This window comes from Coleofasciculaceae cyanobacterium (assembly GCA_036703275.1).
Lineage (GTDB): Bacteria > Cyanobacteriota > Cyanobacteriia > Cyanobacteriales > Xenococcaceae > Waterburya.
Window position 1 is genome coordinate 60,286 of sequence record DATNPK010000018.1, and the last position, 12,944, is coordinate 73,229.

14 protein-coding genes and 1 riboswitch are annotated in these 12,944 nt (G+C 40.8%); of the genes, 5 read left to right on the forward strand and 9 right to left on the reverse strand.

What is annotated here, in order from left to right; genetic code table 11:
• Positions 1-3 precede the first annotated feature (3 nt).
• Positions 4-801 (reverse strand): DUF1350 family protein, encoded by a 798-nt coding sequence (locus tag V6C71_03560; protein ID HEY9767568.1) that lies wholly within the window; start codon positions 799-801, stop codon positions 4-6.
• 311 nt (positions 802-1,112) lie between these two features.
• Between V6C71_03560 and V6C71_03565 the strand changes: the two genes are divergently transcribed.
• Positions 1,113-1,883, forward strand: a complete 771-nt coding sequence (locus V6C71_03565) for a PD-(D/E)XK nuclease family protein (GenBank protein HEY9767569.1) — start codon at positions 1,113-1,115, stop codon at positions 1,881-1,883.
• Between the two features lie 5 nt (positions 1,884-1,888).
• On the opposite strand, the gene V6C71_03570 is transcribed toward V6C71_03565, so the two are convergent.
• Both V6C71_03570 and cobA read right to left on the reverse strand, forming a co-directional pair.
• On the reverse strand, positions 1,889-2,722 hold the full coding sequence (locus tag V6C71_03570) for a carbon dioxide-concentrating mechanism protein (GenBank protein ID HEY9767570.1): 834 nt from the start codon (positions 2,720-2,722) through the stop codon (positions 1,889-1,891).
• A 158-nt stretch (positions 2,723-2,880) separates the two neighbouring features.
• A complete protein-coding gene (cobA, locus tag V6C71_03575) occupies positions 2,881-4,407 on the reverse strand; it encodes a uroporphyrinogen-III C-methyltransferase (GenBank protein ID HEY9767571.1) in 1,527 nt (508 codons plus the stop codon).
• Positions 4,408-4,731: 324 nt separating this feature from the next.
• Between cobA and V6C71_03580 the strand changes: the two genes are divergently transcribed.
• Positions 4,732-5,196 carry a YdcF family protein gene (locus tag V6C71_03580; protein HEY9767572.1) on the forward strand — a complete coding sequence of 155 codons (465 nt, stop codon included), beginning with the start codon at positions 4,732-4,734 and terminating at the stop codon, positions 5,194-5,196.
• Positions 5,197-5,199: 3 nt separating this feature from the next.
• Here the strand turns inward: V6C71_03580 and V6C71_03585 are convergent, their stop codons facing one another.
• From V6C71_03585 to V6C71_03600, 4 genes are all read right to left on the reverse strand, one after another.
• Positions 5,200-6,264 (reverse strand): serine protease, encoded by a 1,065-nt coding sequence (locus V6C71_03585; protein ID HEY9767573.1) that lies wholly within the window; start codon positions 6,262-6,264, stop codon positions 5,200-5,202.
• 38 nt (positions 6,265-6,302) lie between these two features.
• Positions 6,303-6,839 (reverse strand): COP23 domain-containing protein, encoded by a 537-nt coding sequence (locus V6C71_03590; protein ID HEY9767574.1) that lies wholly within the window; start codon positions 6,837-6,839, stop codon positions 6,303-6,305.
• A gap of 265 nt (positions 6,840-7,104) precedes the next feature.
• On the reverse strand, positions 7,105-8,154 hold the full coding sequence (gene cobW, locus V6C71_03595; protein ID HEY9767575.1) for a cobalamin biosynthesis protein CobW: 1,050 nt from the start codon (positions 8,152-8,154) through the stop codon (positions 7,105-7,107).
• 40 nt (positions 8,155-8,194) lie between these two features.
• On the reverse strand, positions 8,195-8,836 hold the full coding sequence (locus tag V6C71_03600; protein ID HEY9767576.1) for a HupE/UreJ family protein: 642 nt from the start codon (positions 8,834-8,836) through the stop codon (positions 8,195-8,197).
• A gap of 297 nt (positions 8,837-9,133) precedes the next feature.
• Positions 9,134-9,285, reverse strand: a riboswitch (cobalamin riboswitch).
• A 129-nt stretch (positions 9,286-9,414) separates the two neighbouring features.
• Here V6C71_03600 and argJ point away from each other — a divergent pair.
• Together argJ and V6C71_03610 are read left to right on the forward strand one after the other, a co-directional pair.
• Entirely contained in the window at positions 9,415-10,659 is a 1,245-nt protein-coding gene (gene argJ / locus V6C71_03605; protein ID HEY9767577.1) for a bifunctional ornithine acetyltransferase/N-acetylglutamate synthase, read from the forward strand.
• Positions 10,660-10,725: 66 nt separating this feature from the next.
• Positions 10,726-11,235 carry a cytochrome gene (locus V6C71_03610; GenBank protein ID HEY9767578.1) on the forward strand — a complete coding sequence of 170 codons (510 nt, stop codon included), beginning with the start codon at positions 10,726-10,728 and terminating at the stop codon, positions 11,233-11,235.
• A 136-nt stretch (positions 11,236-11,371) separates the two neighbouring features.
• Here the strand turns inward: V6C71_03610 and V6C71_03615 are convergent, their stop codons facing one another.
• Together V6C71_03615 and V6C71_03620 are read right to left on the reverse strand one after the other, a co-directional pair.
• On the reverse strand, positions 11,372-11,836 hold the full coding sequence (locus V6C71_03615; protein HEY9767579.1) for a hypothetical protein: 465 nt from the start codon (positions 11,834-11,836) through the stop codon (positions 11,372-11,374).
• A gap of 133 nt (positions 11,837-11,969) precedes the next feature.
• Positions 11,970-12,239 (reverse strand): hypothetical protein, encoded by a 270-nt coding sequence (locus tag V6C71_03620; GenBank protein HEY9767580.1) that lies wholly within the window; start codon positions 12,237-12,239, stop codon positions 11,970-11,972.
• Between the two features lie 441 nt (positions 12,240-12,680).
• Here V6C71_03620 and V6C71_03625 point away from each other — a divergent pair, with 441 nt between their 5' ends.
• Positions 12,681-12,848: a hypothetical protein gene (locus V6C71_03625; protein HEY9767581.1), complete on the forward strand. Its 168-nt coding sequence runs from the start codon at positions 12,681-12,683 to the stop codon at positions 12,846-12,848.
• Positions 12,849-12,944 lie beyond the last annotated feature (96 nt).

Here is a 12,944-nt window from a genome sequence, read left to right on the forward strand (position 1 = left end):
ACTTTAAAAAGCTGACATTGGATTTAACCAGATAATTAGTTCACGTTTTAAAGCTTGTAAATTGCGAGACATTCCCTGATTGAACCATTGCCCGATCGCATCAATTGGAGTGAAGAATTCTCCTGTTTGCCAACTAACATTCTGGCTTAGAGGAGTTAGGTGAGTTCCAGTTAAGGTGCGTAGAGTTACCATATTAGGAAACCTATGTTGCAAAACACTATTCAAATTAATGGTCTGGTCTAGATTATCCTGACTAAACCTTAGCAGCAGATTGCGACGTATGCTGTAGTGTTCGGCAATTAATTGTTCTGTTTCTCCTGGAGAAGGAGCAAACTCAATATTTAAAACGGGAGTAATATTAAATTGCGCCATAAATGGAACGGCTTGGCTGGCAGGATAGTTGTTAAATGAAATAAGAATATTGCCTGCTCTTTCAACTTCATAGAGGCTGCCGATTAAAAGGTGTAGTTTACACCCCATGCTATGTCCCACACCATAAATAGGTAAATAGCCCTGATTTAATTTATTAGTTTTTTGCAGTCTTGCCAAGACTGTTTCAAAGCGATTCAAAACTTCGCGGGCGATCGCAAAATGATCGAAAGTATTCAAAAAAGGAGTGGCAATAATTCCGTAACCCGCCTGGCTCAACTGCTCCAAAATAGAGCGATAGGATACTTGAGGTGCTGTAGCCACAAATGCTCCACCCAAGAAATGAACAATTCCCTTCATTTCTTGACGAGGAAGATAAACCCAATTACCAGAAATCTCTTGCCATTCCATATAGTCTGCAACTACTACCAATAATCAATACACTTTATATGTATCAGGTTAGCAAGAAAGCAATGCTGATGAACCAAATTTAGTTACATAGTTTGAAACTGAACTGAATTATCCTCAACCTTGCTCATGATCGTGAGCCATAATAAAAATTATCAGCAACACTTTAGACTAGCCTAGGTAAGGGTTGCCGCCGTTTTATATGCCCTAAAGGACTAGCCCTAAAGGATTAGCTCCTTACGTCGCGCGTCCTTCGCGTCGCGAAGCGGTATCCTTTAGGACGATAAGGCTTGCCTGAGCGTTGGTCAATTTTAATCAAGAGCGATTGCGAAATTATGCCCGACCAAGATTTAATTCGTCTATCACAAAGCCATCTTAACCTTCTGAGTATTTGTCCTCCTAAATTTCAGCAGGTTTATTTAGAGCTTGGTTCTCTTCCTGCAACCGATCGACAAGATAATATGCAGTGGGGGAGTCGATTTCACTTGTTGATGCAGCAAAGAGAGTTAACTTTGCCGATCGAAGCTTTACTAGCCACAGATGCTGAGTTAGATAATTCCCTAAAAGCTTTAATTCGAGCTGCACCAGAATTAGAACCCGATCCCAACATTTGGCGCGAGGCAGAACATTGTCGTACTTTTAGTATAGGTAATTTTTTGTTCACGGTTATTTATGATTTACTGATTGCTAAAACCGAGCAAGCAATAATCTTAGACTGGAAAACTTATCGTAATCCTCCGCGATCGAAGAAACTAGCTAATGATTGGCAAACTCGTCTTTATCTTTATGTCTTAGCCGAAACTTCAGAATATGAACCCGAACAACTTCAAATGACTTACTGGTTTGTTAAATCTGGTAAGCCTAAAAGCGCAACTTTTAGCTATAGTCAACAACAACACCAGCAAAATGCACGAGAACTAAAAGATTTAGTAGCTGACTTAGAAACCTGGTTGCGAAACTATCAGCAGCTACAAACAAACTTTCCTCACAAACCTGACTGTCAAAAAAATTGCCCTTATCATCATTTTTTCACAGAAGAAGAAGCCGTAAACCGCCATCAAGAATTGCTTAAGTCGATTGATGAAATCGAAGAAGTATCAATCTAAGTAGTTCACAACTCCTCGATTTCCATAGTTTTTTTTAGAGGTACAAACATAGGCTTGGTATCAGCTTGAGGCAATTCGATCAGTTCTTTTTCTTTTTGTTTAACTTCTTTCGGCAACAAGACAGGTAAAGGTTCTTGTTCGTCTTGCCAATAACTCGCCACAGGTAGAGTATGTTCAAGATCTTCTAATAGTCTGGGGATAATCATTACCGCGTGTAGTTCGCCAATGCGCTCAGCTTCCTGCATTCCTGCCTCGATCGCGATCGCTACGTTCGCGATCGAACCCCGAATAATTGCCGTACATAAACCATCACCAATCTTTTCGTAGGAAGCTAACTGTACATCGGCAGATTTCAGCATCGCATCTGCGCCACCTACCATTGCCGGAAAGCCTCTAGTTTCTAACAAGCCAATCGAGCGATTGCTTAAACGGCTATATCCTCTTCTTTTCTGAGTTAGTTCAATTAAATGGCTGCCAATGGGGAAAATTGCTTCTAAATTGGGCATCGGGCGCGCAATTACTAATTTAGAGATTAACTGACCAAACTTATCCGCGGTTTTCGCTCCTTCTTCTACAGCTAATCTAACATCGGCAATATTGCCCCTAACTACGGCGGTACAGTATCCACTACCAATTTTTTCGTAACCTACCATCGTGACTTCTGAAGACTTAAGCATCATGTCGGCTGTGCCAACAATTGCCGGAAAGCTTTTGGTCGATACTAAACCTAGTGCGCTGTCTTGAAAGGGATGTTCGATAGCGTAGCTTGGTTGTGGAGGTTGTGTAAATTGTGGACTAACTTTGCCTAATGGTGTCCTTCTATGTTCTAAATTAGACATTAAATATCTCTTTCCTTTTCAAGTGTGCCACGATGAGCAAGTATTTATTTCCCTATATCTAGTGTAGTTAGGAAAATCAATTATGACGTTAGTTTTAGTTTAGCCGATCGCGCTAAAAGCAAACTAGATATAAGCAGCACAATAAACAATACTGGCTATTAAGAAAGTTTATAGTTAATAATTGCTGTAGTTAAACCTTCTAAGCTATATTCTTCTGCTTCTAAATCAATTCTGCCCAACAATTCTCGACAGGTTTTAGATGTTTGTGGTCCAATAGAGGCAAGACAAACTTTGGCTAAAATAGACTCGATCGTAATTAAATCTGATTGCTGCTGCAACAGCTGATAAAAATTTTTTACTGTTTTAGAACTAGCAAAGGTTACAACGTCAATTTCATGTTGTTTCAAAGCTTGCCAAGCTTGTCGATCGATTTGTTCGGGAGATTTAGACTGATAGGCAGCAACTTCAATTACTGATGCACCTTGACTCGTTAATTCTTGGACTAATATTTCTCTGCCGCCAGTCTCTACACGGGGAAACAAGACTTTTTGTCCAGTTAAATCTTCAGGAAAGTTGGCCACTAGAGAATCAGCCACAAAATTTGGGGGAATAAAGTCAGGATTTAGCTGTCTTGTTTGCAGTACGGAAGCGGTTTTGCGTCCAACCACAGCAATTTTTACTCCTCCTAAAGCACGAGCATCATAACCCAGTGTAGTAAGGCGATTGAAAAAGTAGTCAACGCCATTTGCCGACGTCAGAATTAGCCACTGGAATTGACTCAAATCGGCGATCGCTCGATCTAAAGCCGTCCAACTCGAAGGAGGGGCGATCGTCAAAGCTGGTATCTCGACTACCGTCGCCCCTTGCTGTTGCAAAAGAGTGCTAAACTTGCTTGATTGTTGAGCGGCGCGAGTCACCAAAATAGTTTTATTAGCTAAGGGCATTGAAATAACTTGAGGCGAATCCTGATTACTAAGCTGCACGACTTTACCAATTACAATAACTACGGGAGAAAGAGATATTTCTGCGGTCGTTTCCACTATATCGGTTAGCGTACCCCAAAAAACCTGCTGCTGCGATCTTCCACAGTGACGAATAATTGCGATGGATTCATTTGGCGATCGCCCGTTAGCAATTAAATTCTGAATAATTTGCTCAAGAGAACGCCCTCCCATAAGAATCACTATAGTGTCAACTCCAGACAAGACTGACCAATTTAATTGTTCTGGCTGATGTCCGCTAACCACGACAAAACAGCGGCTTAATTTTTTATCGGTTAGAGGAATTCCGGCTAACAAGGGTGCAGCCAAAGCCGAGGAGATCCCAGGAACTAGTTCAAAGCTACAGTTTTTCTTTTGGAGTGCCAAAATTTCTTCATTCGCACGTCCAAAAATAAACGGATCGCCACTTTTTAATCTAACTACCTGCTTGCCCTGAAGACAATAAGCTACTAATAGCTGATTAATCTCTGCTTGGGTGGTACTCAGTTGACCACCACGTTTGCCTACGTGGATTTTTAGGCAGTCTTGGGTAACTAACTTTAGTAATCCTTCATCTACTAAAGCATCATAAATTAGAACCTCGGCAGTGTTTAGTAACTGCTTACCTCTCACGGTCAAATACTCTTCGCCACCAACCCCCGCACCAACCAAATAAACCTTACCTTGCATCAAGTTCTCAGTCATCAGCTATGAGGACACGTGCTTAATTGCTTTATAAGTAGGTATTGTCAAGAAGTAATAGCGTTGAACTATCCCGCTGATTTTACCCAAAAAAGCTAATAGCTTTATTAATAGTAAACTTTTGATAGTAATCAGAGAAATAACGTGAACTTTTATTTAGGCTGTGCAGTTTGGTCGTATAAAGATTGGGTTGGTAATCTATATCCCTCGAAAAGCCAACCGCGAGATTTTTGGCGTTGCATCCGGGCGGGATGATCTAATAATAATGAGGAATGAGATGTCCAAATTGTCAGTCTAATCAAATTCGCCAAAACGGTCATCGTAGATTTGTATGGAGTAGAACTATATAAGGATGGTGCAGCGCCCAAAATTATTCTTACTGGTGAACGGATTCAATGGACTGGTGGTGAATCTTCTGAGGCGGAGAGTCTGGCTACTATCCTAGAATTAATGGGCATTCCCCGTAGTGCCATGATTTTGGAATCTAAATCTTTAACCACTTATGAAAATGCGGTATTCACCAAACAAATTTTACTGGTTACTTCCGCTGCACATATGCCTAGATTGCTAGGGATTTTTAGTAAACAAGGCATTAAGGCTATTCCCGCCCCAGCAGATTTTATGATTAGCGATCGCAACTTAATTGAAAATTGCTTTAGTGTTGAGTCCAGAATTCTCAGTTTTATTCGCAATGCACAAAGCCTCGATTACACCACTCAAGCTTTAAAAAAATACATTGGTACGCTGATTTATCGCTTGAAAGGATGGTTATCAGAAAAACTCAGGCTTTAAGATCTATTGATAAAGAATACTTTCTGAATTGCGGCGATCGATAGAATCTTTTGGCTGATGATAATCATCTTGGCAGCTACGAGTTGTTGCTTCGGCTTCCGCCTGCATTTTAACAACTAATTGAGAATTTTTAGATGTTGGGCTAAACTCACTAACAACTTTGGGAACGGATTTGATTCTTAGTGATTCTAACTGAGGGTTTAATTCAATACTCTTTTCAATCGGAATCGCTAGGCTAGAGCGATTAATTAACTCTTGTAAAGCTGGGCATAGTTCCGAACCATCTTGATAAACCTCTGGAGAATCCCATAAAGGATAAGCGTGTTTTCCATTTACTCCTACTACCTCTCCTTGAGAATTCAGCAAAGGACCTCCACTCATGCCCTTTTTGACATTGTTGGTATAGCCAATTTGATAGCCTTCTTCTAAGGCTTGATTCAAAATAATGGCAACCCTACCTAATTCAAGGGTCAAACCTCTAGATGTATTGAGATTTGATTGAGCAAAAATATCAGCAGTTGGTTGCTCTAGTTTATCAGAGGGAAAACCAGCGGCAAATATAGGTTCTCCTACTTCCAAATAAATAGAATTGCCGATTTTTGCCGTCGGATAAATAGCATCGGCTTCAAACCTTAAAAATGCCAAATCGTATTTAGAATCGGTGTTATTTAACTTAGAAATAACTTCTGCGGAATAGGTTTTTCCATCATAAGTGGTGATTTTATAAGGAGCTTTGCCTGCTCTTAAAACGTGCTGGTTAGTGATAACAATATATTGTTTTCCTGCTTGCTGGACGACGAAGCCAGAACCGAGAAAATCCCCATCTGAAATTTTAACGCTAATTTCCGAGGCAATCTGGTTGATTTTTGGTGATAGTTTTTGAGGAGAAACTGAAGCAAAAGTTTTTAACTTCACTTTAGAAGCATCTCCAGACAAAAACATCCCAGTGCCAACTAGACAAATCATCAGTTTTGTTACCTGGGACGTTGAGTTCAAGATCAAACGGTTGATATAGTTTTTTCTGTGTATGTCCTGATTTTGTGACCCTTTATTGGGTAGCCATTTCATTCACTATCTTTAATCTAAGTTTTTTCTTGGCTAGATTTCTAATTGTTTACGGGAACTGTGTCGAGGAATTTGTCCATATCAACATAGAACTCGCCATCAGAATAAAAACCAGGATCATCAGCACTTAGAGTCAAAGTTTGACCACTAACGCTACGGCGGAAATCTACGAGTTTAATTAATACTCCTTCAGGATCTGTTCCTGGCTTAAGAGTAATTAAGACATTTTCATCAGGACAGCTACCACCGCGAGCATTAGCAACGCATAGTACTGGCTGTTGATTTACATTCCCCGTGCGAATAAACTTCAAATTACCCTGATCGAGAAAATTCTGAAATCTTCCAGACACTGCCGAGCATCTTTTTTGAGGAGTCCAGTCGGGAGCAAATTGATTTGCCCAATTAATTAGAGTCACTCTTCCTCTAGGAGTATTAACAAATGTATTCCAACTGTTGTTGAGTTGAGCGCAATAATAGGTATTGTTGGTTTTAGTTTCTGCTGTAGCTGAGGGGACGATCGCGCTGCCAATTGCAACACTCAATCCTGCCAGCATACCAACTAAGTATTTAATCTTCATAGTATTTTCTGAGATATTACGAGCCATTAATAAAGTACACTACAAGCCTACTCCATGCTAATTTTAGCGAATATTGTTCGATCTAAACTAGCTTATCTGTTTTAACTAGGCAAATTTTACCGTAAATTTACATAACTGTAACTGGGGGGCTAACTTCGCTCGTGTAGTTGTTTTTACTCAAATTTCTAGTAGAGAGAGAAATCCGCCTCAATTCAGATTTCTCAAAACTATTAAGCTCAGCTTGAGGATTTGATACTAAAATCGATCAAGCCTTAGCTTGAAGCTGAATAATGCTTGCTTCAATTAGCTGGCGGTTTAGATTATGTCCAATCAATACCAGACGAGTCTGCCGAGATTCATTTGCTGTCCACAGGCGATCGTAAAAGGTATCAAAGCGATTGCCTACCCCCTGTAAAACTAATCGCATTGGCTTGTTTGGCACATTAACAAAGCCTTTAACGCGATATATTTCTTGCTTGGTTAAGAGTTCTTTTAGCTGTTGGAGTAAAATTTGCGGTTCAAAAGCTCGATCTAAAACAAGTTCAATTGAATTAATTTCTTCATCGTGTTCGTGTTCGCTTTCGTGATCGTGGTGGGAATGACGATTATCTAAGTCATCTTCTACCGCAGCATTAAAACCCAACAACAGGTTAGGATCGATCTTTCCCTCCTTCACGGAAATAATTTTGACCCCAGACGGCAATTCTTGTTTTAACCAAGTCTTAATTTTATTTAATGTCTCGGCATCTACCAAATCGACTTTAGTCAACAGCACTAGATCGGCACAGGCCAACTGATCTTCAAATAGTTCTTCAATCGGAGTTTCATGATCTAAGCTAGGATCGGATTGTCTTTGGGACTCCAAGGCAGCTAAATTTCCGACTAAGTTTCCTGTTGCCAAAGCGTGACAATCAACTACAGTTACTACTCCGTCTACGGTGGCACTATTACGAATTGCTGGCCAACGAAAAGCCTGAATCAACGGCTTGGGTAAGGCTAAACCTGAAGTTTCAATTAAAAGACAGTCAATTTTATCCCGACGTTTGAGCAATTCTTGCATGGTGGGATAAAATTCTTCTTGAACTGTGCAGCAGAGACAGCCGTTAGTCAATTCCACAATGTTGTTAACTGGACTTGATTCTTCGTCACAAACCTGACACGATCGCAACAAATCGCCATCAATGCCTACTTCGCCAAACTCATTAACCAAAACGGCAATGCGTCTACCTTGATTGTTTTGTAATAAATGGCGCACTAAAGTTGTCTTGCCAGCGCCCAGAAATCCTGAAATTACGGTAACGGGTATTTTGTGCATTTTTATCTATTGAAAACTGATTAAAAACTCATGAAAAAATTTAACCTAAAATTGTCTGGGAAAGGAAGGCAAAACCGATGCCGCAGATCGTAAATCCAGCAAAGCGAAGTAAGAAAGACTTGTCAGGCTGATTAATTACCCACTTGCCAAGATAGAAAGCGATCGCGCTAATCGCTAATTGAATTGAGCAAAATCCCAACAGGTATGCTCCTAAAGCCGTATTCTGAGCCCCGACGATAGATTCGCCATAGGCATAGCCGTGAAAGATCCCGGCGAGCGCACCAATCACCGATAATAAAGCCAAATTCGTCTGATTCTCTCTAGCCAGGAAGATGCCAATAACTAGTACCGAAGCAGAAATAACTAGTTCTGGAGCAGGTAAATCGACGCTTTGTAAATGAATTGCTGTACCCATAGCCGTAGCTACGACAAATGCTGTGGGAATAATCATGCCGAGCTTTTTGCTTAAGGCAGCCAGTAAGCCAATAGCAACTACAAATACGAGATGGTCGATACCAATTACAGGATGACCCAAGCCAGAGATAAATCCTTGACTAAAAGTGCTAGGAATTTTGCCCCCAGTGGGATGATGGGCTAGAGCGGGAGACGCATTAATCAATAGGGCAAAGACCAATAAGACACTGGAAAAACCAACTAAGGCGATCGCTTTATTCTTGTTCATAATTACCATATTTTGTTTTAAACCAGACAAAACTAACAGCTACTGTCAATCATTCCCTCGACAAACAAGATAAAACAGTACCTAAATTAGTTATTTACACTAGGAGTGAGGCACTATATGCCGAATAAGTGCCACTATCACAATTAAAAAAAGCCTAAAAAAAGCCGATTTTTAACTGCAATAGTTTCGACTAGTTGAGCGTGAATATTGAGAAAATCCAGAAATTTGTAGCGTGAATGAATTGTAACTGATGGATCGCGCAACTAGCATAATCTGTACCTCGCAGATTTAAAAATAGCTAACTTTGGTAGCATCGGCGGGCATTCTGACTACAGAGATTGCATACAGCAAATTCTTTACAGTTGCGGGACAGTGCCAGATTTTCACTGAACTTTCCCCCTTACGTTTGATGGTTAAATTTCATCAAAACCGATATATTCGTCAATTAACTTAGTTATTGACGCTAAAAGCCAATTTACCACAAGGTCGTAAAGCTGAAGCTTAAAACTACTTAAAATAAGGGTTATTGCTATTGCTATAATCAGCTTTGAAGCAAATCTTAAATAATTGAATATATAATGACAGACTGGCAGGTAGTTAGCGGTGGCATAACTGCACCAAAAGGATTTATTGCAGCAGGAATATCCGCAGGGCTGAAATCTACGGCTGGCGCGAAAGACCTGGCGTTAATTCTGTCTCAAACAGAGGCGATCGCAGCAGGGGTGTTTACTACTTCTCAGGTACGTGCTGCTTGCGTTGATTATTGTCGGCAACGTCTTCAGGCTAAATCTAGTGCCAGAGCTATCTTATGTAATGCAGGACAAGCCAACGCAGCTACAGGAGAGCTAGGATGGGAGGATGCCCAAGAGAGTGCCAAACTGTTAGGTCAACAGTTAAATATTTCCCCTGATGCTGTGCTTCTTGCTTCTACGGGAGTAATTGGCAAAAGAATTAAAATGGAGCAGTTGAGTCAGGCAATTCTTCCTCTGGTTAGAGCAGCAAGTGAGAATGGAGGAGCAGACGCAGCTAAGGCGATCATTACCACCGATTTAGTAACTAAAGAAATTGCGTTAGAAACTACTATTGAAGGTCGTCCTGTACGTATTGGGGGGATCGCTAAAGGTTCGGGAATGATTGCGCCAAATATGGCAACAATGCTCGGATTTATTACCTGTGATGCCGCCGTATCAACTGGTTTGTGGCATGAGATGTTGAAGCGAGCTGTCGATCAAAGTTTTAATCAGATTACGGTTGATGGCGACACCAGTACTAATGATTGCGTCCTTGCCTTGGCTAATGGACAGTCTCGCACCACCGCAATTACAGAGCAAAGTCAAAATTCCCAAAAGCTAGAGGCAATGTTGACTGAAGTTTGTCAATATTTAGCCAAAGCGATCGCTCGTGATGGGGAAGGGGCAACTTGTTTAATTGAAGTACAGGTGTCGGGCGCACCCGACGCTCGAGCTGCTTCTCAGGTAGCAAAAACCATCGTTGGCTCATCTTTAGTTAAGTCGGCTGTGTTTGGGCGCGATCCTAACTGGGGCAGAATTGCAGCAGCAGCAGGTAGAGCAGGTGTCAAATTTTATCAGGACGAATTAAATATCAAGTTAGGGGAGATTATCTTGATGCGTAATGGACAACCCCAAGAATTTGACCGCAATGCAGCTAGTAATTACCTCGAGCAAGCGGCAGCAGGTGAGTATCTAAAAACAGACACCGTATTAATCTCGGTCAATATTGGTGTCGGCCCTGGTAAAAGCACCGCCTGGGGTTGCGACTTGACTTATAAATATGTTGAGATTAACGCTGAATATACTACTTAATCAAGTTAAAGTAGCTTAATTGCGCGAATTTCTACCTTGATTTGAAGCTCTAAGTCAAAGATTACTATGACTAAAACCATAATCGGAGTTATGGGTGCGGGAGATTTAGCCACTGCCGAAGATCTCGAGTTGGCCGAGCGATTGGGAAGCGCGATCGCCGAGAATAACTGGGCGCTGCTTACTGGCGGCAGAAATTCAGGAGTAATGGATGCAGCAAGTCGTGGGGCAAAAGCTAGCAATGGCTTGGTTATCGGAGTTTTACCAAGCAACAGCACCGTTGGGATATCTGATGCGGTTGATATTGCGATCGTTACCGACATGGGCAATGCTAGAAATAATATTAATGTTTTATCTTCAAACGTAGTGATTGCCTGTGGCATGGGTTTAGGGACTGCTTCTGAGATTACTTTGGCTCTTAAAAACCATAAGCCAGTAATCTTGTTAAACCAAATTGAATTAACCCGCCAGTTTTTTGCTAGTTTCGCCTCACCACAGCTATTTTACGCCCAGACTGTAGAAGATGCGATCGCTCAAGTCCAAACAATTTTAATGAATTGCTCCAATAGCATCTGTTGATTTGACCAACGGTCCGTGCCGTCTCCGTCGTTTCACACCCCAATGCGATGGGTGCGACACGAAGTTAGTCCTAAAGCATACCACTCCGAGACCGAAGGGCGGAGTGCGGTTTATCCGTGAATCCGCGATTGGCAAATCATGCACGGGCAAGCGGCGGTGTAACGTTGACTAAGTTCATCCCAGCCGCCGCAAATTTCTCAAAAGCTTCATCCGCGTGAGCCGTAAAGTCGACAATTACAGGTATAACAACTGGTGACATACAGTCTTCTAAAAGATAAATTTTCTGTGCAAGATCGGGATTTATACTGTTAATTTCCATCAGTAAATTCTCAACTGTCCAAGCTACGCAATGACTTTTAGCTTGCCCGGCAATAAATACCGCATCAAAATCAATTAATTTTTGAATCAAACTAGTATTTTTCTGGGCAATAGTTTGATTTCCCGTAGTATTTAAAACTTCGGGACTTAAGACGGAATAGTTTTCTGTTAGCGGATTATTACCTTTGAGTTCAAACCTTGTCGGGCTTTTCCTAACAATACTATGAAAAAATATTGCTTCTTCCACTGCTGAAACCAGTGCATGACCGATACCGCCTAGCATCGAATGATACGGCCAAATAGTTAGAGGATATTTACCATCATTACTCAGCTTTTGAACATAATATAGAACGTGTTGTTCTAGCTGATGAGTATCACCATTGGTAATGGCCCTGAGCGATGGCCGAATTTACTTTTCATGTTCCCTGTTGTACTTCTTTGAGACTAATTATTGTCGCTGGTTCAGGATGTTGTCCTGCATTATTTACCCAAAAAATCGGATGAAAAATCTGCATTGCAGTATGGCTATCCATCGTAGGAATAATTTCAGTAATTAAGCCTAAATGACGGTAGATAGATTGACACAGCCTGATATTGTCTTCTATTGCAGCCATTCCCGACTTTCCCCCAACAAACAGTTCAAAGTCAGGCAGACAGAAAGTGTTTTGGACATCAATTAATAACAAACCAATCTTTTTTTTTGTCGGTAAACGCTGGTTTAATCGAGTATTGATGCGCCTAGGCTTCCGCTGCTATGGCTCTTTGTTGATAGAGAACACGATAAACTTTTTCTACTTGCTCGGGATTGAAAAAACTAGGCAGAAAAGAAATCTTGTTAGTTGAAGCCATAATTAAATTATTAATATTTTCTATATCTATTTAGCGTTGGTTAAATTATTCGCTATTTATGAATATTCAGATTTAATTTACTAGTTTAATTAACCTGAATTCGGGATAAGCTGAAAGGCTTGTGTTTTCTTTCGCTGCCAAACTGTTATTTTCCGGGAATTTTTAAGAAGCGATTAGCGATTAGCGATTAGCTTTCATAACCCTTAAATTGCCTTAACCCGAACTGAGGTTAATTAGGAAAGTTTATTAATGAGTAACAAAAATAACTATCAAAAAATATGTTTAAGACTTACTTAAAGATCAAAAGCGCGATCGCTTTAAATCGAGGCTGTATTGTGGTACAGATAAACTATGAAATTAACCAATGGCAGAAGCCTGTGAAACGGGAAGCCCAAAGGACTAATAAAAGTGCGATTCGTTGGAAGTACGAAACTTTAGAAAAATAAAGAGGTAGCGCTTCCCAGGCGAGGACGGAGAGAAAACCGTATGTAACCTGAACGGATGTGATAGATATGGGTTAAAGTCCCATCGTCTAAGAGAAA